Origin of the sequence: Paenibacillus cucumis (ex Kampfer et al. 2016) (assembly GCF_019748695.1) — a bacterium.
Classification (GTDB): domain Bacteria; phylum Bacillota; class Bacilli; order Paenibacillales; family Paenibacillaceae; genus Paenibacillus; species Paenibacillus polysaccharolyticus.
The window spans coordinates 83,898-108,407 of the sequence record NZ_JACLIC010000014.1; the positions used below are offsets into that span (position 1 = coordinate 83,898).

Consider the following 24,510-nt stretch of genomic DNA (forward strand, 5'->3'; position numbering starts at 1 on the left):
TATATAACTGGTTGCTCAAAAATTATTGACGAATCTGACCATTGCCTGTAATCCGGTATTTACTTGACGTCAGTGCAGGTAGCCCCATTGGGCCCCGTGCATGCAACTTCTGTGTACTGATTCCAATCTCGGCACCGTATCCGAATTCGAATCCGTCGGTGAAACGAGTGGAAGCATTATGATAGACAGCCGCCGCATCGACTTCTTGCATAAACCGTTCTGCATGCGCGGCATCACGGGTCACAATGCATTCGGAATGCTTCGTTCCATAGTGTGCAATATGCTGCAAAGCTTCATCCAGATTTTCAACAACTCGGATGTTCAAAATATAATCGTTATACTCTGTTGCGTAATCTTCCTCTGTGGCCTGGGCCGCTGTCGGAACAAGGCGACGCACCGTTTCACAACCTTTTAGAACGACACTTGCTTCACGGAAGCGCTCAGCCAGAGTTGGCAGATGCTTTTCTGCATAGTTCGCATGTAGTAGCAAGGTTTCCATAGAGTTACATACCGAAGGGCGCTGTGCTTTGGCATTGATAGCAATATCGGTCGCCATGGCTTCGTCCGCTGATTCATCCACATAGGTATGACAGATGCCAGCACCCGTCTCAATGACCGGTACGGTTGCGTTCGCTACGACAGTGCGAATTAGTGAAGCACCACCACGTGGGATGATAACGTCCAGCAGTCCGTTCAGCTTGAGCATTTCGTCAACGGAAGCACGGTCTGCGTCTTCTACCAACTGAAGTGCATCTGCAGGCATTGCCGTAGTCGCCAGCGCTTGATGTAGCACCTCAACAATTTTTCGATTGGAGGAGAGAGCAGAAGAGCCACCGCGCAGAAGTACAGCATTGCCTGTTTTGAGACAAAGGCCTGCAGCGTCAACCGTCACGTTAGGACGAGCTTCATAAATAATGCCAATCAGGCCAATCGGAACTCTTGATTTTTCGATGTGCAGGCCATTCGGACGTGTAAAAGTTTCCAGCACTTCGCCCACAGGATCGGGTAATTCCGCGATCTGACGTAAGCCTTCAGCGATGCCTGTGATGCGCTCTTTATTCAGTGCCAGACGATCCAGCATGGATTCAGGAGTGCCTTGTTCTCTGCCGCGATCCAGATCTTCCACATTTGCAGTAATGATGGCATCCGCCGAAGCAATTAAGGCGTCAGCCATAGTGCGCAGTGCGGCGTTCTTCTGTTCCGTACTCAGCCGATTTAATTCGGTGACGACAGCTTTGGCTTTACTTGCTTTTTCTCTAACTTCACTCATCTTAAATCCTCCTCTAGTTCAGCTATTATTTCAAGGTAATCCATTCATCGCGATGAATCACTTCAAGTCTATGGATGCTGTTCAGCTGTTTCATGACCTCGCCGCTTGGCAGTCCCGCGATCTGACGAAGCTGATCATCATCGTAATTGACGATGCCACGTCCGAGTAGCGACTCATCGGGGCCAAGTACTTCGACCACATCGCCCGCATGGAATGTGCCCAGAACTCGCTTTACGCCTACGGGAAGCAGACTGTGTCCACCGTGAATGAGCGCTTCCTCAGCACCATGATCAACAACAACTGTCCCAAGGGGAGTGGACATGAAGCCAAGCCACTGTTTTTTGCGAGAGAGTGAAGCCAGCTTGGTCTCAAAATAAGTTCCTTTTCCGATTCCATCCAAAGCGAGTTGCATGTCCCCAGGTTCTTTCACACTGCCTACAAAAACAGGAACACCTCCGCGTGTGGCGACTTTGGCGGCATCCACCTTGGAGCGCATACCGCCTGTGCCTACAGCTGATCCCGAACCGCCGGCATATGCATATATCTCGGCTGTAATTTCAGGTACACGGTCGTATCGCTTTGCGGTAGGATCTTTACGTGGATCAGCGGTGTACAACCCATTCGTATCTGTAACGATGATCAGATGCTGTGCCTTGACCAGATTGGCAACCAGCGCAGATAACAGATCGTTATCACCGAATTTCAATTCGTCGACAGATACAGTATCATTTTCGTTAAAAATCGGAATGACCCCTTGCTTGAGCAGTTCCTCTACGGTCATACCCGCATTTCCCATGCGTTTACGGCTGTGGAAGTCGGTACGCGTCAGTAAGATTTGCGCTGTAGTAACGCGGTGCGCCGCAAAAGCCTGTTGATATGCCTGCATCAGCAAAGCCTGCCCAACCGCCGCAGCCGCTTGTTTCTCATGTAGTTGTTTGGGACGCTGAGGGTAACCGATCTCCCGGAATCCGGCAGCAACGGCACCAGAAGTGACGAGCAGAACTTCGTGGCCTTGAGCAACAAGCGAGGCCATTTCATCTGCGAAAAAGGATATCGCCTGGCGATCCAATCCGCCTTCTTCAGTGGTTAATGAGCTGCTTCCGATTTTAACGACAATACGTGAAGTCATGATTTCACTTCCTTAAACATAATTAATCAGTGATTGCGAAGCAGTCTGCTTAGGTACAAAAAAAACTCCCGTCCTTTGGTTAAAAAAGGACGAAAGTTCGTTACTTCCGCGGTACCACCTTTATTGATGATCATGATCAGATCATCCGGCTCATGCCCTGTAACAGAAGGCACTGTCCTGTACACAACAGGCCGCTCAGGGGTAGGTTTCGGAGAGAAGCCGCGGTAAATTCTTGCAGCCAGATGGAATTTACTCTCTGTGCGCAACTGATTCTCTCTTACTGGTCCCGTCATCACGTTTCGTTTACTATTTCTTATAACATACCATGGAAAGTTGGCATATGCAAAGAGATTGTAGCCATGTGTTCAGCTTTCACTTATTTGAAAAGATGAAGCTTCCCAATTCGCTCCGCCGCTTCACGCAGTCGTTGCTCATCACTCAGAAGACCTATGCGTACATAACCTTCTCCGTGGGAGCCAAAACCGATACCAGGCGCGACAGCAACCTTCGCTTCTCGTAGCAGAATTTCAGCCAAACCAGAGGATGTATATCCTTCCGGCACAGGCAACCATCCAAAGAATGAACCTTCCGGCTTGGACGCTTGCCAACCGATCGCGGAAAGCGCCTCGTAAAATGCATCACGACGAGATTCATATCGTCTGACCAGTGAAGTGACACAGTCCTGCGGGCCTGTAAGAGCTTCTGCAGCGGCAGCTTGGATACCGCCAAACAGGCTGACATATATATGATCCTGTAGCAGATTGATTTTAGAGATGATCTCCGCATTCCCCAGTGCAAACCCGACACGCCATCCTGCCATATTATATGTTTTGGAGAGGGTGTAGAACTCGATGCCTACCTCTTTGGCTCCTGGAGCTTGCAAGAAACTGACAGGACGGCGCCCGTCATATCCAATTGCACCATAAGCAAAATCACTGGCAACGACAATCTGATTCTGAATCGCAAATTCAACAGTGTCCTCGTAAAAGGATAGCGGAGCGGTGGCCGAGGTTGGGTTGTTGGGATAGTTCAGGAACATAAGCTTGGCCTTCTGCCGATCATCAGCGGAGATTGCTTCATAATCGGGTAGAAATGCATTGGATTTCAATAGAGGCATGAAGCTCATACGCGCCTGCGCGAGAGCAACGCCTGACCAATAGTCAGGATACCCTGGATCGGGAACGAGACATACATCCCCGGGATTCAATAAGACTTGAGGTAATTGAACCAGTCCGGTTTTGCCACCAAATAGAATAGCGACCTCGGTCTCGGGATCAAGATCAACGTTGTAATCTTCTTTGTAACGTTTGGCAACGGCCTCCTTCAGGAAGGCATACCCGCGGAACGGAGAATATTTATGATAAAGCGGATTTTCAGCCGATTGCTGTAAAGATTGAACAATATGTGGTGGAGTAGGGGTGTCAGGATTACCTTGCCCCAGATTAATGACATCATGACCGCTCGCAATCTCGCGGTTCACATTGTGAACAAGGGTTGCAAAAAATTGCGTTGGCAACTGTGACATGACATTTGCAGATGGGATTGGAAAGGCTGAAAGAGAAGATCTATGTTCTGAATTCGTCATCGTATATATCACTCCATGATGTTCATTTATGGCAAAACGTTCTCATTAATTTATCACGTCAATCCCGAGCTGTATAGAGGGAGATAGAAGTGAGGAAGAACATTTTTGTACAAAAGGGAAATGCAAAATTCAAGTTTATCCATTGAGATCAGAAAATCCATGAGTTAAGATATTTTACGATAATGATAATCAATATCATTTGAAAAAATTTGAGAGCACATCTAACAGGGGGAAAATAGAGATGCAAAGCAAGTTCCATAACAAGTTCCGAAATACGGCCCTTTTATTGACAGTCACGGCGTTGTCTGTACTTTTATTCGCATGTTCAAACGAGGCATCGACATCTGCACCAGCTTCAGAGAATCCAGGTAATATATCGGTTAATCAGGCAAGTAAAGACACGGAAACCGAAAAACAAACTTCTGCAGATGAGGATAACGTCGGACAGACAAGACAGTTCAAGGATTGGACAGGTCATACCGTGACTGTGCCTGTTACTCCTCAACGTGTAATCTATCATGGCGAAGTTACAGGGGATCTGGTCGCACTGGGCGTTATCCCGGTGGGCATACTTCGGCAGGAAGGCATGGTGTTTGACGAGCAGGTCGCGGATTCGGAAGATGTAGGATTTCCGTTTAGTGTAGAGAGGGCCGTTGGACTGAACCCGGATCTGATTATTTTTTCGAATAGTGATGAGGCACAGTATGATCAGATTTCAAAAGTCGCACCTACAGTAACCTTTGATTCATTCGCAACATTGGAGGAGCGCATGCGAACATTAGGCGACCTGTTAAACAAAAAAAAGGAGGCAGAGGACTGGATTACAGCGCATCAAACCGCAACAGAGCAAATGTGGAAAAAGCTTCATGATCATGGCCTAAAAGAAGGAGAGACAGCATCGGTGTTTACGATGTATCCGGGGAATCGTCTTTTTGTGATGGCTGGAGCCGGGTTACCTCAGTTGTTATATGGCAAGAATGGGATGGAACCAACACCTGAAATCCAGAAGTTATTGAATGAGGGAATGGGATTTGCGGAGATTTCTACGGAAAAAATGACAGAAATTGCTGGTGATCGGATATTTATCCTCGAACCAGTAACGGAAGATGCCAAGCAGTCCACCAAGGAATTGATGGACAGCGCAGTATGGAAAAACCTGCCCGCCGTTAAAGCTGGCAAGGTGTATCATTTTGATATTGTCAAAGCTTCGGGTGATGCGATGTCCAGAGAATGGTTATTGAAGGAGCTGCCCGAGCAGATGATTCAATGATAAAGTTCAAGGGAATCCGACAATCGAATCACCACCAAATGAAATCTTAAAATTTCAGGAACTCCATTGTAGATTTCAAATAAAATAAAATTCCCAAAAGCGATCAACTTTGGTTGAGCGCTTTTTTGATACGAATTATCTGTAAGGAGCTCATTACAAAATGATCTAGATATAAGAATAGTACTAGACTATAATGACTCCATAGAGTTTTTAATGATAATAATTCTCAGTAATGCTAGGAGATAAATGAACATGAAAACGTTGGATGTGAATCAAGATAAGTTATTTTTTTCGACATTCATGTTTCGGCTGGAGAATCTGGAGCGACGAATTGAACGATCTAATCAAATCATGCTGGAGGTGCAGTGTGATAAACATACATTTTTAATCTGTGAAGAAGGAGAAGGGCACTTGTACATCGGCCAGGAATACTGGCCTTTTACTGCGGGTTGTATCTATCCGATTTCTCTGGGCGAGGCATACCAGCTGGAACACAGGAATTCAAACCATTTGACTTATACGGTTATGGCATATGATGCTTTTCAGGTTTTGTCCGGCCTTCTCAAGTTGTATTCACCGCCTTTATTTAAGCAACGCGCTCAGTTCAACGATGCTACATATGAGTCTGTGAGTAGAGTGTTAGTCGAATTGTTTGCATCCCGAAATTATAAAAATGATGCGGAGTATTGCAATCTAAATGTGGGGTTTCAGCGATGGATGGAACGGATCATAACTCGTTATACCACAAAAGGTACTGATACAAATTCGGAGTCCAGGTTAACCCGGACTATTCAGTATATTGATGAGTGTTACAGAGATGAGATCACGGTCCATAAGCTTGCGAATATGGCTGGTGTTCGTCCTAAACTATACACGACAATGTTCAAGCAACGTACTGGTCAGAAACCGCTTGATTACATCAATCATGTTCGAATTCAGCATGCCAAAGATTGGTTACGCAAGACAGATGAGCCTTTACGTGATATCGCGAGCCGTGTCGGATTCAAAGATGAATATTATTTTAACAGACGTTTTCGCCAGATTACCGGACTATCTCCTCGTCAGTATGATAGATCTATTCAACAGCAGACCTTGGTTCAGGATTGGTTAGGACACGATGTACGTATTCCCGCTAATCCAGAGCGAGTGATCTATTATGGAGATACTGCGGGAGATTTGCGAGTATTAGATATCCATTTAATTGAGGATGAGGAGTATAATGCAGGCACTCCGATCAATGTTGAAAAGACGATTCGTTTGAAGCCGGATCTGATCATTATAGACAGTGAAGATGAGCATCAGTATGAGCAATTAACGCGCATTGCGCCTACGCTGGCTTACAATTCGCATGCGCCTCTTCATGAACGTTTGACGAGAGTAGGGGACTGGTTTGGCAGGCAGAAACAAGCCGAGCGATGGCTGAGTTCGTATGAAGAACGTACATTGCAGATGTGGGAGAAGATTAACAAAATAATTCATCTGGGAGAAACAGCCTCAGTACTCACATACCACCGGGGAGCTCGCTTGTTTGTGATGGGAAATATCGGACTTGCGCCATTATTATATCACCCATTTGGTTTCAGGCCTGTTCATAAGGTGCAGGAAGCTCTTGCAGCAGGCAGAGCATACAAAGAGATTTCGGCTGATACGGTTCAAGAATATGCTGGAGATCATCTGTTCCTCATGCTACCTCAGGAGCCAGATGCACGGCAGGCGACAGAGAAACTGATACAGAGTCCAGAGTGGAGAGCTCTTACGGCTGTAAGACAAGGGCGTGTGTATCCTTTGGAGGAACTGGCCTGGAATTCAGGTGATGCACAGATATGTGACCAGTTGCTGGAGAGGTTACCTGAACTGTTAGGTAGTCATCTGAGCTAATACGGTTGCGAATTTTCTAGGGATCAAGCTATGATATCAAGTATTACAGTTCGGAGGAGTGTTGGGTCATGACTGAACAAGGGGAAATGCGGGTTGTTTTGATTCAAGGGGATATTAAACTGGGAGATCCGGAAGCTAACCATCAACATATGCAGAGGTTGCTTGAACGCGCAGTGGAGCAATATCCGGATGCAAAGCTGGCCGTGCTTCCCGAAATGTGGAACACCGGATATGCTTTGCCGCAAATTCACGAGCTTGCTGACCCGGAAGGGAAGACGTCAAGAGAATGGCTGTCTGCTTTTGCGAGAAAACATCAAATCTCCATCGTAGGCGGTTCGATTGCCGAGAAGCGTGACGGACAGATCTACAATACGATGTATGCCTATAATGAGGAAGGAACAGAAGTATCACGGTATGATAAACTTCATTTGTTTCGTCTGATGGATGAAGAAAAATACTTGGAGCCGGGTGCACAGCCTGAAATGTTTGAACTCGGCAACGGTCTGACGGCGGGGGCATCGATCTGTTATGATATTCGGTTTCCAGAATTAGCTCGAACCCTCGCTCTGAATGGTGCACGTGCATTAATTGTGCCTGCTGAATGGCCTAATCCTCGTCTGCATCACTGGCGCACATTATTGACTGCTCGGGCTATCGAGAACCAGATGTATGTTATTGCGTGTAACCGCGTCGGCAAAGGGGGAGACACTGAATTTTTTGGACACTCCTTGATCATCGACCCTTGGGGAGAGATCGTAGCTGAAGGCGGTGAAGGCGAAGAGATTGTATCTGGAGTCATCCGCCCTGGTTTGGTTGACGAAGTCCGTGGACGTATCCCGGTGTTTGAGGATCGCAGACCAAGCATTTATTTTAGCGGGAAATAGTTTTTCTCTAAAAAAAATGGCATATGCTGTTTATCGCTCCAGGAGGCGGGTAATTATAACTATCCCGTCACCAAGGAGGATGATCAATCAATGGATAACCATGTGAAAGATACGCTCAGGAGACTGGAACAAGGCAACAGAAGGGTAGATCACTTGAGAGCATTCTTAGAGAATGGGACAGGAGGCTTGTCACCCCCTGAGAATTCGCAGGAAGAAGGCCGTGCCATGGATCAACAGAACAGGCTGACAAGTGATCGTAATCTGCGAAGGTAAAGGATAGAATCATGCTTGCGCAGAATAACTGAAGGTTATGTATTAAGATGATGTGAGACATGCTAGATAAGCTATGATATATATGCAATTATTTGAGACAAGACAAGTTAAATGGTATGACAGTGACAGTGAAATGAAGGTTGATGCGTGAATAGCGAGTGCTTACTTGCCATAATTTTATGTATTAACAAGCAACATTGTGCTGTAACAAAAGATGCTACATTGTTTGTGGGTCAGTTGTTCAGCTGGTCTGTAAACGAAAAAAAGCTGTCCCGTAGTCATTAGACTATGTGGACGGCTTTTTTGGTAAGAGCTTATAAGTGTTCTCGTCAACTTGTGATTACACAATGCAAATCATAAATCCACGAATTTGTTACAGCATCGGTTTAATCTGTTTTGGAAAGCTCGGCAACGGTTTGTCGAAAAGTCTGTATAAAAGCTTCGGCTGCCTTGGATAGGACGCGCCCTTGACGATAAGCGACGACAAGTGTACGACTTGGCGTTGGATCGGCAAGTGGGACATATACAGGCACGAACTCACTGCGGGGTGCACGGGCGATAAAACGGGGAACCAGAGTGATGCCCATGCCTGTTGCCACCAGAGATTGCAATGTTTCAATGTTGGTGCTCTCAAAAACCACCTGCGGGTCAAAACCGGCCTGTTCGCAGAGATCAAACGTCAGCTTGCGGAAGCCCTGTCCTTTTTTTAATACAACAAAGGGTTCATCCCGAAGCTCATCAATCCGCACAGGCTGCAGATGGCCCGGGGTTCCCCGATGAGCCAAAGGGTGGTTCGGCGGTACAGCCAAATCTATACGTTCCTCGCCAATCTTGACATAAGACAAACTGGACTCCTGCAAAGGTAGAGAGAGCAGGCTGAGGTCAGCTTTGCCGCTGGCTGTTAACTTTTCGAGTGTAATCCCGGAATCTTCTAATAAAGTTACTTCGATGTCGGGGTACGCTTGCTGAAAGGCTGGGAGCACATGCGGAAGCAGATGAGAACCGGTAATCGGCATACTGCCTACAACAACCTTTCCTTTGCGAAGCTGCGAGATATCCGACATTTCCTGACGCAACAGCTCCATGGCATCCACAATCTTTTGGGCCTGTTCAACAAAAGTAACTCCCGCGTGTGTCAGCTCAACAGTGCTGGTATTCCGCTGAAAAAGCAATACGCCAAGTTCCTTCTCCAGCTTGGACAGTTGCTGACTGAGTGAAGGCTGGGCAATATGTAATTTTTCTGCGGCTCTTGAGAAGTTCCGTTCAGCAGCAATCTGTAGTGTATATTGAAGTTGTCTGAATTCCATAATGATACGTCATTCCTTTCATTGATGCCGTTATTATAACATTAATGAGCACGGGTTCGTTATTCTTATCAGGGAAGCATGGCCCGGACAAGAATTCAAAAAGAGAAATTAAAGCATTGACAGGGCCAAGACATGCACGTAGTATAAGTTATACATGATAATGATAATTGTTATCAATTAAAACCTCTGTATTCTACAGTGGTTTATTGCTGTTTGTCTTATTATAGGTTAAACCTATCACATCTATAGATATTATATCTTGGAACAATGAAGGACGGGGTGATATATTTAGGTCATTCAAGAGCTTCACTTTTAGACAAAGATGCACGAAGCTCTTCCAAGGACCGAACTTATGATGAGGTGAAAATGATGAGTAAAAAAACGATGTTTGAGAAAATTTGGGAAAATCACGTAATTCATCAGGAAGAAGGAAAACCAAGCATTCTGTATATTGACCTTCATCTTGTGCACGAAGTAACATCTCCGCAAGCATTTGAAGGACTTCGTCTGAGCGGGCGTAAAGTTCGCCGTCCAGAGCTGACATTTGCAACGATGGATCACAACGTGCCAACGAAGGATCGTTTCAACATTACAGATCCGATCTCCAAACAGCAAATTGACACACTGTCTCAGAACTGCCGTGATTTCGGCGTGAAGTTGTACGATCTGGACACGATTGACCAAGGTGTAGTACACGTTATGGGACCTGAGCTGGGCCTGACTCATCCAGGTAAAACGATTGTATGCGGCGACAGCCACACATCTACTCACGGGGCATTTGGTGCACTTGCATTTGGTATCGGAACAAGTGAAGTGGAACACGTTATGGCAACACAATGTTTGCAGCAAGCAAAAGCAAAAACGATGGAAGTTCGTTTTGTCGGCAAACGTAACCCGGGTGTTACGGCGAAAGACATGATCCTTGCGGTCATTGCCAAGTACGGCACAGACTTTGCAACAGGTTATGTTATCGAGTATACAGGGGAATCCATCCGTGAACTGAGCATGGAAGAGCGTATGACTGTATGTAACATGTCCATTGAAGGTGGAGCAAGAGCAGGACTGATCGCTCCGGATGAAACAACGTTTGAATATCTGCGTGGACGCGAGTATGTTCCTACAGGTGCTAAGTTTGATGAAGCTGTTGCAGCATGGAAAGAGCTTGTGACGGATGAAGGTGCTGAGTTTGACCATGTCGTTGAAATTGATGTGGAATCACTGATCCCACAAGTAACCTGGGGTACTAGCCCAGGCATGGGAACCGATATTTCTTCCAAAGTTCCTGTACCAGCAGAACTGCCTACAGAAAATGAGCGTAAAGCGGCTGAAAAAGCGCTTGAATATATGGGACTTACACCTGGAACACCGATTGCAGAGATTCCGATTGATTATGTATTTATCGGTTCTTGTACGAATGGACGGATTGAAGATCTGCGTGCAGCGGCAAAAGTGGCCCAAGGTCACACCGTTTCCAGTAATGTAACTGCTATTGTTGTACCAGGCTCCGGACGTGTTAAAATCCAGGCGGAAGAAGAAGGTTTGGACAAAATTTTCACTGAAGCTGGTTTTGAATGGCGTGACGCAGGATGCAGTATGTGCCTTGCGATGAATCCGGACGTACTGAAGCCGGGACAACGTTGTGCATCTACTTCCAACCGTAACTTTGAAGGGCGTCAAGGACGCGGAGGACGGACGCATCTGGTGTCACCAGCAATGGCGGCAGCGGCAGCGGTTAAAGGTCATTTTGTAGACGTACGTGACTGGAATTTCAAAACAGAAGCAGCGATCTAAGCGATAATCGCCAGAAGGGAGAACGGAACATATGGAAGCATTTCAAACACTGCAAGGCATCGTGGCACCGGTAGACCGGGTCAATGTAGATACAGACGCAATTATCCCGAAACAATTTTTGAAGCGGATTGAACGCACCGGATTTGGACAGTTTTTGTTCTACGAATGGCGTTTTGATGAAGAGGGAAACAACAATCCTTCCTTCGAAATGAACAAGCCTCGTTATGAAGGAGCATCAATTCTAATTTCTCGTGCTAATTTTGGTTGCGGGTCTTCCCGTGAGCATGCACCATGGGCAATTATGGATTATGGATTCCGTTGTGTCATTGCACCATCTTTTGCGGATATCTTCTATAACAACTGTTTCAAAAATGGAATTTTGCCGATTAAACTGTCCGAAGAGCAGGTAGAAGACTTGTTCCAGCGTACAGCAAAGCATGAAAATTATGAGATGAATGTGAATCTGGAAAATAAAACGATTACAGACGCACACGGATTGCATATCGATTTTGATCTGGACGAACACCGTCGTCAATTCCTGTTGCAAGGACTGGATGACATCGGTCTGACACTTCAACATGATGATGCGATTACTGCCTATGAAGAGCGCCATGCGGCTAAACTTTTTGGCTGAATAGAGTGATTAAACACCAAGCCTCCATCTGGACAAGGAATGTTCACGTTCCTTTGCTCAAGATGGAGGCTTCTTTAATTTGTTATTTTCCGACTAAATATGACAACGTTGTAACCGGATCACTAGACATTATCTGATAGACTGGATAGTAGATTATGGAAGGGTACATAGCGTAATACAGGTAGTGAATCAGGCCTCAAATCTACATAACTTAACTAGAATGGTGGATGACGAATGAAGAAATGGTCGGCAGCAGTCATTTTTTTTCTGTTCCTTTGTCTTTTCCCAGTGATGGCTCATGCAGACCGTGCGCCTTCGATCGTGCTTGATGGAGTCACCATTGACCAAAAAGTAGGAGCACCCGCAGAGAATATTGGGAAAACGGTCATGGTTCCGATTCGGATTGTATCCGAAAACCTGGGTTATGACGTGAAATGGGAACAGGCAACGCAAACGGTGCACGTTCAGCGAGGCAAAAGCTCCATCGAGATGACGGCTGGCAAAGATGCAGCTACGATTAATGGAAATGTCGTCAATCTGGATGCACCTCCCTTGATTAAACAGGGTACAACACTAGTACCTTTGCGTTTTGTAGGTGAGGGCATGGGACTACAGGTAGGATGGGACAATGGTACTAAAACGGTTAGCCTGTTTAGTATTCCACCTGTAGTAGATACGGAGCCTGACAGTGATCCGGTGGTGACTCCTGCCCCGGTTGGTTTGACGGAACTGCAAAGCATAAGTTACAGCGGAGACCGTTTAATCGTTGCGACAAATGGAAACATCAGCCCTAAAGTGTCTAGTATTAGCGGGCCTGAGCGGATTATTGTAGATCTGCCGAATACAACCTTTTCACAGACATTTGTACAGGGACAGGCTTCGAATCCGGACGGAAGTGGGCAAATCGATGTCATGGACTCATCTCTTGTTTCTAAAGTCCGATTTGCCATGTTCAGCCAGTCGCCATCGACGGTGCGAGTGGTTTTGGATCTAAATCAAAGTACAACAGCAAACTGGTCACTTGGAGAGAATAACGTGTTGCTCGTTGATCTCTCAGCTACGAATGGAACATCGGGTAGTCAGCCAGCCTTACCGGAGAATAACGGTAAAACAGTGATTGTTATTGACCCTGGACATGGTGGACGTCAGTCTGGCGCAGTCAGTGTATCAGGTGCTTACGAAAAAGATTTTAATCTAGCGGTAGGACTTAAAGTGAAGGCGCTTCTGGAACAGCATGCCAACATTCAGACCGTGATTACACGTCAGGATGATACAGAACTTTCCTTACAACAACGTGTGGATATAGCGAAGCTGAACCAGGCGAATCTGTTTGTGTCCATTCATGGAAACAAATTCACAACTCCGGTTCCAAACGGGATAGAAACATTGTACACACGAAAAGAAAGTAAAAGTTTAGCGGAAATCCTTCACAAGCACGTATTACCTGTTACAGGACTTAAAGATCGCGGCGTAAAAGTGGCGAGTCTGCACGTGACTCGGGAAACATCGATGCCGGCTGTACTCCTTGAATTGGGTTTTTTGAGCAATCCAACCGATGAAGCTCTGATGCTTACAGAGTCATATCAGGATCAGTGTGCTCAAGCGATTGTCGACGGAATTTTAGATTATTTGAGTTTGTAGAATGGGATTTTTCGTAAATATGCAGAGTAGGGAAGTCCGTTGTTTCAAGATGCATAATTGATAAATTAGGAAAAAATAAGACATTAAAATGTAAAAAAAGCTTGATCTGACAACGTTTTTTTTCTGTTATGTTGGAATATATTCGCAACTTTTGAGATTGGGAGACGTCTAATAGGTGTCTGGTAATGCCCAAGTGCGCAGTGAAAGTTGCAAGCCTACAACATGCGGCAAAAAAATATGAGATTGGTAGGGGTGAAGGATGAAGAAGTTCGGTTTTTTGGTACTGTTATTTGTCTTTGGGCTCGTTTTCCCGGGCTATAGTCATGCAGCAGCAGACACGAAAATTATCCTAGACGGGAATGAGATCGTACAGCCTTCGGATGCGAAAGCGGATAACATCAATGGTAAGGTGATGGTCCCGATTCGTACGGTTTCCGAAAGTTTGGGATACTCTGTCGATTGGAAACAACAGTCGCAAACGGTGACGATTAGCAAAGACAACACTGCCATGCAGATGATTGTTGGACAGAAGACGGCAACAGTGAACGGCAGTAACGTAGACCTGGATGCCCCGCCCCTCGTAAAAAATGGTACGACTTTAGTACCACTCCGTTTCATCGGAGAGCAAATGGGTCTTAAGGTGGGTTGGAACAACACCACGAAGACGGTAACATTAGTTACCCAGAATGCAGGTTCCGGAAACGGGACAACCACTCCCCCGAACTCTGGTAACGATGGCGGAGGATCGAGTCAGGAAGGTCTTGTACAAGTGAACGGCATTAGCTTTAGCGACAACCGTTTCATGATTGCTACAAGTGGAAGCACAAAGCCGAACGTATTTACGATGAACGGCCCGGATCGAATTGTAATTGATCTGCCAAATACGGCTTTTGCGGATTCGTTTAGTCAAGGTCAGGCGCTGGATAGCAATCAAAATGGTCAACTCGTTGTTAACGGTTATCCAGATGTGTCTCAAATTCGTTATTCCTTATATAGCAACAGTCCTTCTACCATTCGGTTTGTTATTGATCTGACTGGTGCCAAAGGGTACAGTGTGCAGAACGATTCAGGATTGCTCATCATTGATCTAAACAATCAAGGTAGCACACCTGCTCCGCCCGTTGGTGGGAATGGCAAGAAAGTTGTAGTCATCGATGCGGGGCACGGAGATCAAGACCCTGGAGCGATTGGTGTTACAGGCAAAAGAGAAAAAGATTTCAATCTTGCCATGGCATTAAAAGTGGAGGCACTTCTGAAAAAAGAGCCTCAGATCGATGTCGTATTAACACGTAGTGATGATACATTTCTCGCACTGAAAGAACGTGTGAAGGTTGCACAGAACATAAATGCAGATATCTTCATCTCCATTCATGCGAATAGCGGCCCTGTCGCGGCAACGGGGGTAGAAACTTTTTATTCCCGCTCGGTTAGTAAGGAACTGGCTAATATTATGCACAAGTATCTCGTGAAGTCTTCCGGTTTAAAAGACCGGGGAGTAAAAATGGCCAGTCTCCACGTAACCCGTGAAACAACGATGCCTGCGGTGCTGTTAGAGGGAGGATTCCTTAGCAACAAGAGTGATGAAGCTGTATTGTTTACGGAAAATTTCCAGAACAATGTAGCCAAAGGTATTGTTGCTGGGATCAAGGAGTATTTGGGAATTCAATAAGGGACAACCCTTATGCTGAGGAGGATGAGTTAGAATGAACAAAAAAATATGGATCGCAGCTTTGCTGGTAACGGTTATGGCCGTAGCTGCTGGATGTGGTAGTAAACCGACAGCTGCTCCAAACCAGACACAAGGTGCGGGATCAGAGACACAAACAGGGAACGGCGCTACAGAAGTGGACGGTCAGGTCATTACCGACCCTACGACGGCTGGTTCCGAGGATAACACAACACCATCTAACTCAGCGAACGGAAGCTCGGAGGGAACAACGTCTTCTGGTGGAGCTTCTTCTGGTGAAGTATCTACGGACAAACCTTCAACATCCGATAGCAAGGAGAAGAAGTCTATCGAAGTGTTTTATACCGATCCGGAGGAGCTGGAACTTCACAAAGCGTCAGCCGAAATTACGTTTGCATCGGAAGATGACAAATATAAAGAGGCTTTTGCTTCTTTGCAGCAAAGCAAAGATGAGAAGCTCGTTCCGCTATGGTCCAAGGATATTGAGCTGAAATCAGTTCAATTCAAGGATGGAGCACTGACACTGGATATTCATATGCCGGATACGGCACGTCTTGGTGCTGGTGGTGAATCGTTTGCCATCGATGCGTTGAAACAAACGTTCTTCCAGTTCGATGAGGTAAAATCACTTGATCTGCTGGTAGATGGTAAATCAACTGAAAGTTTGATGGGACATGTGGATCTTGAACATCCAATGACAAGATCCAATTAAGTTTTGCTTCAAGTGCGTTACCGTAGACTCACGGATTGAGGTCGTTTTTATATGAGAGAGGGGAATCATAGGTGACTTTTAAATATAACCATCCATCACACTCTAAAAAAGTAGTATCAGCCGTGCTTGCAGGCATGATGGCCCTTAGCGCGGGTGGAGCTGCTATGGCAGCAGACACAACAGAAACGGGACAGGGCCAAAATGCGGCAGTACAAAGTACGGCTGCACCAACAGGTTTGTTTAGTGATATCAAGGCTGGATACTGGGCTGAGAAACATGTATACAAGCTGGCGTATCAAGGTATTCTTCTCGGCAATAACGGCCTGTTTCGTCCAGGGGACGCGGTAACGCAACAAGAAGCGATAACGATGGCCATCCGTTTTATGAATACGGAATCGCAGTTGAACACGAGCACGGCTGCGGCATTACCGACAAATATGCAAGTAGGAAACTACTTTAAGCCATATGTTGCGCTTGCACTTCAATTGGGACTCGTGGATAAAACGGAAGAAGCATCATCTGATGTCTCCAAAACAACATGGGGACAAAAGCCGGCAACTCGTGAATGGATTACTAAACTATTAATCCGCTCGTTGAACAAAGATGCTGAAGCGAAAGCACAGAATAATCAGTCCACTGGATTTGCTGACAACGCAAATATTTCAGACAGTGCGAAAGGGTATGTAAATCTGGCTGTTAGTTTGGATCTGGCCAAAGGTTTGGAAAACAACAAGTTCAATCCGACAGGCTCTGTAACTCGTGCTCAGCTTGCGACATTTTTTAGTCGTGGTGAATCGTTGACGGATACGAAGTATCCGAATACTTCTACGGGTTATGTTACCGGATTGAAAGACGGGCAGATCACGCTACTAGTTGACGGTAAAACGGTTAACTATGTAGTGAACAGCAATACCCCGTACTTTACCAAAGATAGTGAAACACGCGCATCTGCATCGGATGTGAAACTATATACGAAAGTTCTTATCGTTGGTTCGGCAGGTGCAGCTTCCTATGTGGAGGTTGTTGATGCCAAGCAACAAATGGAGAGCGTAGAAGGTACGTTTGCGCGTGCATTGTCCGGGAACAAAATCGGTCTCTTTGTAGGCGAAAACTATGAAACATATACTTATGATGAGAATACTGCATTCATGGATCAGAACGGAAAAGCAATTAAATTGTCTGATATTACAGTGGACAGCATCATTGAAGTACAGCGCGAGACGTTCTCTGCTGACAAAAAAACAGTGGTGATCCGGGTTAAATCCGGTATTGTTAACAAGAGTGACAGCGGTGTAGTTGCGGAAGTGGTTACTTCCGGAAAAACGATCAAGCTCGTGAATGCTGCGGGGGCAACAGAGCAGTATACGTATACAGATAATCTAATTATTCGTTATCAAAACCGCATTTTGTCTTTGGCTGATTTGAAGGCAGGCAGCACTGTGAAATACACTGTCAAAGACAGTGTTCTGCAGACAATTGAGCTGAATCAGGGCGTAGAACAATCCGTTCGTGGAACATTAGTTGAGATCGGCGGCAACCAATCCACATTGATGTATAAACGTGATGGAGGTTCACTTGAAGCAAAATTGCTGAGCGAGAAACCGGAAGTGATTATTAATGGTATTCAAGATGCAACGCTGAATGACCTGATTACAGATGCGAACAATGGTGACAAGGTTGAATTAACATTAAACAGTGATGACCAGGTAACTCGCATTCAGGTGATTGGCCGGCAAATGGAGCCTCTGAACGGGGCTACAGTTGTATCCTATAACAGTAAGACCAAAGTGCTTACTGTACTGGATGCAAATAAAAAACCTTATGTATTCACACTGGATGAAAAAACAAAAATGGACTATAACACAGTCAAACCGACACTGGCAGGTCTGGAGTCCTTGCTCAATGACGGACGCAAACTGGATCTGACTTATGTGGGAACTCGTGCATTGTCTGTGAAGGTAATTTACAAATACGAAGGCACAATTAGTAATATTGATACAACAAACCGAAAAATCAGCTTGTTATCTGGCAACCAGACGATTACAGTTCCTTATACGACAGCAGCAGCGGTTGAAATGTATAACAAATCAACGGCTAGTCTGTCTGATTTGAAGGTAGGGGATAATGTTGCGGTTACCCTTGGAACAAATCAGGATGTAGCGCAGAAGATTGCATTGAAAACAGTTGCTCAATTCGAAGTGGTCTCCATGGAATCCAACGGTCGTGTTCGGGTAAAATCAGATCTGCTTACAAGTCAGTTTTATGTGGATCAAGCGGTATTGACTGGCGAAAGTGGTCAATCCATTACACCTTCCCAGTTGACTGCAGGCAATTTGATTAATGTAACGTTTGAAGGAGTTACACCGAAGGCTGTTCAAGTGGTTAAACGTACGCTGGCTGAGGTTACTGCAGTGGATGCAACTTCGGTTACATTGAAACAGTTTAATGGTGCGACAGATAAAGTATCTGTGAGTGGACCTGTTAAAGTTGTTAAAACCGGTTCGACATTAACATCTTTGACTAACCTCACGGTTGGCGACCGTGTGGAAATGACTAAAGATACAGATAATTCCACACGTTTCAGAGTGCTTACTGTCATGAGTAAACAGTTCTGGTCTTATGATGGAGTGGGTAACCAGATTTTGGTTAAACGCGAAACAACATCAGACATGAACTACCGTTTTGCACTGGGATCTAATGTATTTGTTCACCAGGGTGACAATACTTTAAGCGTGCAATCTCTCAGAGATAATGATAATATTGTATTGTATCTCCTGAACAACGTCGTGATGGAGATTCAAAAACAGTAATCGTTTCTTTTTCGAGGATCAAAAGAATGACCGTCTTGATACGGGATCTTTCCCGCATCAAGACGTTTTTTTTGCAAGCTTTTTGGATCCCCGCCAAGCTACTTGGCTGAAGCTTGAAGTAAGGCTCTACAGTGTGGAGCAGACTTGTGGGAGGTAGCCCTTCATGAATGCAGCGACGGTAAGACATATACTCGAAACCATGGAAGCCATGTTTCCTGATGCACATTGCGAGTTAAATCACAGCAATGCATTTGAACTAACGGTAGCGGTCCTTTTATCTGCGCAGTGCACAGACGAAACGGTGAACAAGGTCACTGCAGATTTGTTTCAAAAGTACAAAAGCCCGGCCGATTATCTAATGGTTCCTCTTGAAGAGCTGGAGCAGGATATTCGCCGAATTGGATTGTACCGAAACAAGGCCAAGCATATCCAGAACATGTGCCGAATTTTAATAGAGCAGTATGGCGGCGATGTACCGCAGGAACATGATCAGCTTGTCACCCTGCCAGGTGTCGGACGTAAAACCGCGAATGTTGTCGTTTCAAATGCGTTTGGAGTACCGGCGATCGCTGTAGATACTCATGTTGAACGTGTGTCGAAGAGACTGGGGCTCGCGGGTTGGGATGACTCCGTACTTGAAGTCGAGAAGAAACTGATGAAGCGCGTACCTCGGGATGAGTGGACAATAACTCATCACCGGTTTATATTTTTTGGACGCTACCATTGCAAGGCTCAAACTCCCCAATGCCATATCTGTCCGCTCTTAGACATATGCAGGGAAGGGAAAAAACGTATGAAAACGTCCCAGATCAGGAAAGATAAGGAACGTGTCACCACCCGAAAACGAAAATTAAATTCATAAGCAGAAAAGGATGAATAACGATGAAATGCATTTCCGTGTACACTGACAATTTTGAAGCCTTCTCCGATATTTTTGAACAAATCGTTGAACAGGAAATGGCGGAGAATGAAGAAAAAGAAGTTGAAGGCATTACTGTGAGTCACTCTGGTGACGTGCCTGAGCATTATCTGGAGCGTATGTCTACAAAGCCTGAGGTTGTGGTAATGAGAGACAAAGGCCGTGGCATTACCATTTTGCAACATGGTCAAGTTTTTGAAATCCTGTTGCCTACAATGGAAAACGCAGTATCTTAAGTTTTTGTTAACCTATGATCAGGAACCTGGTTGCATTGACATTGCCGAGAAGCGATCGTTAATGTAGCTGCTAGGCATGTCATGCAGCCAGTTACTTGATGATAAACATCCCTAATTAGTGTGGGAGTTAAAAGTATGACCTGTATAAAACCGACATGTCGGTTTTATTTTTTTATAGATACATAGTAACGGATTAACGTACCAAACAAACGTAAACGTGGAAATTAGCGTGATGAGTTGGTTCGAAAGAATTTTTTGCCATCATCGGGCGTGGCAAATCATCTCAAATTGAACTTATATTGATCTGGAATCCATCTACATGCAGATTCAAGTGAAATCGTTCAAATTCAAACATGATGATGTTAAACTATATGAAGATAAATCAGAGATTGACGTCGAAACGGATGTCAAATTAGAGGAGCCAGGAGGAAGGCCAGTCATGTCCAGAACAGATTACCCAGCAGAAATGGCCACACCTTTGTTACCGCTACGTGAAGCAATGAAGCAGTCAGGGGACCATACCGCTGTAGAGGCACTAACGGATTTAATCAGCAAGGCTGAAACGAAACATCTGACGATTGCGTTCTGTGGACATTTCTCGGCAGGCAAGTCGAGTTTGATCAACAGCTTGTGTGGCAAGCGAGTACTGCCATCAAGTCCGGTGCCAACCAGTGCCAATGTCGTCGCAATACGCAACGGCAAGCCGAGAGCACTTATTTATACTTCACCGAACGTAAGCGCTGACAATAAAGCAGGAACATTGGAAGTTTCACCAGAGGAGCTGGAGACGTATTGTAAAAATGGAGGGGCGTACAGTTCCATAGAAGTATGGGATCATATTCCTCTACTACAGGACGATGCTGTATTGCTGGACACGCCAGGTGTGGATTCGACGGATCGCGGACATAGCCTGGCTACGCATTCGGCACTACATCTGGCTGATGTTGTGTTCTATGTGATGGATTACAATCATGTTCAGTCGGAGACAAATCTTTCTTTTGCCAAAAGTTTGTCCGACTGGGGGAAGCCACTATTTTTAATTGTGAATCAGATCGACAAACATCGGGAACGGGAGCTTTCGTTTGATCAATATGTGGATGGAGTAGAGGCGATTTTTGCCGCATGGGAAGTCCGTTATGACGGTCTGTTATTCACTTCCTTGCGTGACCAGCAGCATCGATATAATCAGTGGGGTCAATTACCGGAACTGATTACTGAGCTGATGACCAAGAAAGAAGAGCTGATCTCTCACAGTTTAGCCAGTTCAGCCAGTCATATCACGGAGCAACATCTGAGACGGGAAGCCGGGATGAGAGAAGATGAAGAAACTGCACTGCTTGAACAAGTAGGAGGACAAGAAGGTATCGAACGTTTGGAGCGTGAGATTGCTCTACTGGATGAACAAGTCGCAGAGCTTCGAGCCAAACCGTCGCAAGTCCGTGAGAAATTCAGGGCAGAGGTGGATTCTTTGCTTGCTAACGCAAACCTGACCCCAGCGGATATCCGAACTTCGGCTGGTCATTATTTGGAGAGCCGCAAGCCGGGATTCCGGGTAGGTCTGCTCTTTTCAGGAGGCAAAACGGAACAGGAGAAACAGCGCCGGGCTTCGGAACTGGTGAGACTGCTTCAGGATCAGACTTCCAGTCAAGTGGAGGTTCATATTCGGACGATGCTCAGACAGCTAGGGGAAGCTTATCAGGTCTGGGATGCCGCGTGGGAGCAGGCACTTAACACAGAATTGCCTGTAATTAATGAAGAATTGCTTGAACTGAAACGAAGTGCGAGTGCAGAACTATCGCCTGAGTATGTCATGCAATTCAGCAAAGATGTCCGGGGCGAGATTGAGGCCCGGTACCGTAAGTCGGCCATGCTGCTGGCCGACCGCATCCTGGAAGCGCTGGCTGCGCAGGGCGAAGCCGCGCTCCAGGCGCTGGACGCCAGCCGCGCAGCGCTGCTGGCGCAATCCGCGGCGGCGGCGCGCTACACGGCGCTCCAGCGCGCCGCCGCCGAAGAGGCAGCAGGGCTGCGCAGCCTGCTGCCTCCTGCGGGCCCCCTCCCCTCCGGGCTATTGCCGGAGGTGAAGGGCCCGCACGTGCCCGCGCCTGAACCGGGCGAAGCTCCCGGTTCGCAGGCGGGCACGTCCGCGTCTGTGGCGGCGCAGCCACAGACGCAGGCCCCTGCGCCGCCGCGCGTAGCAGCGGCGCAGGGCGCACCGGCGGCGGCTGGCGCGGAACGCCGCCGGCGCCTGGACGCAGCAGCGGCACGGCTGGAAGCTGCTGCTGCGCTGGTGGAGCCGTACCCCGCCATGGGGTCGGCGGTACGGGATTTGCGTGCACGCGCGGCTTCGCTTGCGGGTGGCACGTTCACGCTCGCGCTGTTCGGTGCGTTCAGCGCGGGCAAATCCTCCTTCGCCAACGCATTGCTGGGCGAAGCGGTCCTCCCGGTATCGCCGCATCCAACGACAGCGGCGATCAACCGTATTATGGCTCCGGCCGGTGGCATGGAGCATGGTACTGCCCGGGTCCGCATGAAGACCCGGGAGGCCTTCCAGGAGGACCTTGCCTATTCCTTCCGTCTGCTTGGTCTTGGAGAGCCGGGCACGGAATGGCAAAAGCGGGTGCAATCACTCACGCCTCAGGATGTACACCCAGCAGGGCGTCCGCATTACAGCTTCTTACAGGCCGCTGCGGCTGGCTGGGAGGAAACAGCGGATCAACTTGGGCAAGATGTGCTGGTGGACTTGAACGGATATCGCCATTTTGTAGCCAATGAGAAGAAATCTTGTTTTGTAGATTCCATTGACCTGTATTACAGCTGTGACGTGACTGAACAAGGAATAGTGCTTGTGGATACACCTGGAGCAGATTCAGTCAATGCCCGGCATACAGGCGTAACGTTTAATTATATGAAAAATGCAGATGCCTTGATTTTTGTAACCTATTATAATCACGCCTTCTCCCAGGGAGACCGGCAGTTCCTGAATCAACTTGGGCGAGTGAAAGATAGCTCGGCGATGGATCAGATGTTCTTTGTCGTTAATGCGAGTGATTTATCTTCCTCGGAAGAAGAATTGGAACAAGTGCTCGATCATGTAGGGACAGAACTGCGGAAAAACGGGATTCGCTCACCACGTCTTTTCCCAGTATCCAGCATGCTTGCGATGGAAGGTAAAATGGATGGAAACGTTGATCGATTGCAACAATCGGGTTTTATGCGTTTCGAAGAAGAGTTTAATCAATTTGCAGGCAAGGAATTGGCTGATCTCGCAGTTGGTGGAGCCTCCGAAGAGCTGGCGCGTGTCATTCAGCGGTTAAAGCAACGTGCAGAGGATGCGGCACAGGGGGAAGAAACACTGCGTCAGCGGCGAGATGAACTGGGCACGATATCGGAGCAGTCACGCTTGCGGATTGAGCGATTAGCGCAGCGATCAATGAAGGATGAACTGTCACAGGAAACGAATGAATTGCTTTTCCATGTCAGACAGCGTTTAGCCTTCCGATTGGGTCAGTTTATGGCAGAGGCGTTTCATCCATCCGTATTACGTGAAGATCAGGGCAACTTGAAAACGGCGTTCGCAGCTTGCGGCCGGGAGCTGTTGCGTATGATCGGCATTGAGCTTGAGCAGGAATTGCTCGCCACAACACTGCGATTGGAGCAGACTGGTCATGCTTGGGTTGGCAAGCAAGTAACTGAATGTATTAATGAAGTGAAGCAGCTGACAGGCGGTATCGACTTGTCCTTAACCTTGGATGAAAAGTGGAGTACCCCTGTGCTGGATGAAATTCGGCTAGAAGAACCGTCGGGCTGGAAAAACTACTGGAGTTACTTCCGGAATCCGAAGCAGTTCTTTGAAGGAGAAGGGCGTCAGCGCCTTCAGGAGGCACTTGAGCCGGTGCTCAAACAGATGATGATTGAAGTGCTTCCAGCCTCAGAACAGAAACTGGTGCAATTTTATGATACACAGGTTCATCAATCGGTGCAGCATCACTCTCGTCAGCTCACCGAAAGGCTGGAAGAAGCCGTTACGGGCATACAGGATACCCTTGCAAGTGGAATCCAGGCTGAGCAATGGGTGGCCTTGTCCGAACAGCTTGAACAAATGCAGGAATAGATGGTCATGGGGGTTGCATCACCGTGTGAAACTTCTGATAAGTGATACTCTATATTGCCACAAGGTTGGTTGATCAAATCTGCAAATATTTTGGAAACGTTTGTAAAATAATTGATTTCTTCCATAACCCAGTGAAAATGTTGCAAAAAAGCGTCAAAAAAGGCTCCCGCCGCAAAGGCATATAGGGAGCCTTTTTTTGGCATGAACAACCTGAAATATAGAGAATATTCAAACATTTGATTGAAAGTCGGCTATTGGCATCCGTTAATGCGATAATTAGCTGAAAGTCGCCTGAATATGGTCTATTATTCGCTTTGCCGCGAATGAGGGACGGTGATAAACTTCATAAATGTTCATATCATTTCAAGCAACA

The 24,510-nt window shown here is 46.6% G+C and carries 17 protein-coding genes and 1 other annotated feature; of the genes, 13 read left to right on the forward strand and 4 right to left on the reverse strand.

The window, feature by feature from the left end:
- Positions 1–22: 22 nt before the first annotated feature.
- The 3 genes from H7T88_RS09270 to H7T88_RS09280 all read right to left on the reverse strand — a co-directional run bounded on the left by H7T88_RS09270 (position 23) and on the right by H7T88_RS09280 (position 3,984).
- Positions 23–1,270, reverse strand: a complete 1,248-nt coding sequence (locus tag H7T88_RS09270) for a glutamate-5-semialdehyde dehydrogenase (RefSeq protein WP_154957555.1) — start codon at positions 1,268–1,270, stop codon at positions 23–25.
- Between the two features lie 25 nt (positions 1,271–1,295).
- Positions 1,296–2,399 carry a glutamate 5-kinase gene (proB, locus tag H7T88_RS09275; protein WP_221788212.1) on the reverse strand — a complete coding sequence of 368 codons (1,104 nt, stop codon included), beginning with the start codon at positions 2,397–2,399 and terminating at the stop codon, positions 1,296–1,298.
- A gap of 82 nt (positions 2,400–2,481) precedes the next feature.
- Positions 2,482–2,701: a binding site (T-box leader), on the reverse strand.
- Between the two features lie 74 nt (positions 2,702–2,775).
- Positions 2,776–3,984 (reverse strand): pyridoxal phosphate-dependent aminotransferase, encoded by a 1,209-nt coding sequence (locus tag H7T88_RS09280; RefSeq protein WP_221788213.1) that lies wholly within the window; start codon positions 3,982–3,984, stop codon positions 2,776–2,778.
- A gap of 241 nt (positions 3,985–4,225) precedes the next feature.
- Here H7T88_RS09280 and H7T88_RS09285 point away from each other — a divergent pair, with 241 nt between their 5' ends.
- The 4 genes from H7T88_RS09285 to H7T88_RS09300 all read left to right on the forward strand — a co-directional run bounded on the left by H7T88_RS09285 (position 4,226) and on the right by H7T88_RS09300 (position 8,289).
- Positions 4,226–5,254 (forward strand): ABC transporter substrate-binding protein, encoded by a 1,029-nt coding sequence (locus H7T88_RS09285; RefSeq protein WP_154983648.1) that lies wholly within the window; start codon positions 4,226–4,228, stop codon positions 5,252–5,254.
- A 252-nt stretch (positions 5,255–5,506) separates the two neighbouring features.
- Positions 5,507–7,132 (forward strand): ABC transporter substrate-binding protein, encoded by a 1,626-nt coding sequence (locus H7T88_RS09290; protein WP_221788215.1) that lies wholly within the window; start codon positions 5,507–5,509, stop codon positions 7,130–7,132.
- A 68-nt stretch (positions 7,133–7,200) separates the two neighbouring features.
- Positions 7,201–8,016, forward strand: a complete 816-nt coding sequence (locus tag H7T88_RS09295; RefSeq protein ID WP_221788217.1) for a carbon-nitrogen family hydrolase — start codon at positions 7,201–7,203, stop codon at positions 8,014–8,016.
- 90 nt (positions 8,017–8,106) lie between these two features.
- A complete protein-coding gene (locus H7T88_RS09300; protein ID WP_090917106.1) occupies positions 8,107–8,289 on the forward strand; it encodes a hypothetical protein in 183 nt (60 codons plus the stop codon).
- Positions 8,290–8,675: 386 nt separating this feature from the next.
- Here H7T88_RS09300 and H7T88_RS09305 read toward each other — a convergent pair whose 3' ends face one another.
- A complete protein-coding gene (locus tag H7T88_RS09305) occupies positions 8,676–9,596 on the reverse strand; it encodes a LysR family transcriptional regulator (RefSeq protein ID WP_090917104.1) in 921 nt (306 codons plus the stop codon).
- 369 nt (positions 9,597–9,965) lie between these two features.
- Between H7T88_RS09305 and leuC the strand changes: the two genes are divergently transcribed.
- The 9 genes from leuC (at position 9,966) to H7T88_RS09350 (ending at position 24,137) form a co-directional block, all read left to right on the forward strand.
- Entirely contained in the window at positions 9,966–11,387 is a 1,422-nt protein-coding gene (gene leuC / locus H7T88_RS09310) for a 3-isopropylmalate dehydratase large subunit (protein WP_221788280.1), read from the forward strand.
- 31 nt (positions 11,388–11,418) lie between these two features.
- Complete coding sequence (gene leuD / locus H7T88_RS09315) at positions 11,419–12,021, forward strand: 3-isopropylmalate dehydratase small subunit (RefSeq protein WP_090917100.1); 603 nt, start codon at positions 11,419–11,421, stop codon at positions 12,019–12,021.
- A gap of 234 nt (positions 12,022–12,255) precedes the next feature.
- Positions 12,256–13,662: an N-acetylmuramoyl-L-alanine amidase family protein gene (locus H7T88_RS09320; RefSeq protein ID WP_154957549.1), complete on the forward strand. Its 1,407-nt coding sequence runs from the start codon at positions 12,256–12,258 to the stop codon at positions 13,660–13,662.
- Between the two features lie 259 nt (positions 13,663–13,921).
- Entirely contained in the window at positions 13,922–15,331 is a 1,410-nt protein-coding gene (locus tag H7T88_RS09325) for an N-acetylmuramoyl-L-alanine amidase family protein (protein WP_090917096.1), read from the forward strand.
- A gap of 34 nt (positions 15,332–15,365) precedes the next feature.
- Positions 15,366–16,061, forward strand: coding sequence for a GerMN domain-containing protein (locus H7T88_RS09330; RefSeq protein ID WP_154983645.1), 696 nt, complete (start codon positions 15,366–15,368; stop codon positions 16,059–16,061).
- Between the two features lie 71 nt (positions 16,062–16,132).
- Entirely contained in the window at positions 16,133–18,871 is a 2,739-nt protein-coding gene (locus tag H7T88_RS09335) for an S-layer homology domain-containing protein (protein ID WP_221788219.1), read from the forward strand.
- A 163-nt stretch (positions 18,872–19,034) separates the two neighbouring features.
- The gene (gene nth / locus H7T88_RS09340) at positions 19,035–19,733 is read left to right on the forward strand and encodes an endonuclease III (protein WP_090917090.1); all 699 of its coding nucleotides are present in this window, start codon (positions 19,035–19,037) and stop codon (positions 19,731–19,733) included.
- Between the two features lie 20 nt (positions 19,734–19,753).
- The gene (locus H7T88_RS09345) at positions 19,754–20,026 is read left to right on the forward strand and encodes an NAD/NADP transhydrogenase alpha subunit (protein ID WP_090917088.1); all 273 of its coding nucleotides are present in this window, start codon (positions 19,754–19,756) and stop codon (positions 20,024–20,026) included.
- Between the two features lie 319 nt (positions 20,027–20,345).
- The gene (locus tag H7T88_RS09350; RefSeq protein ID WP_260510801.1) at positions 20,346–24,137 is read left to right on the forward strand and encodes a dynamin family protein; all 3,792 of its coding nucleotides are present in this window, start codon (positions 20,346–20,348) and stop codon (positions 24,135–24,137) included.
- Positions 24,138–24,510: the final 373 nt, after the last annotated feature.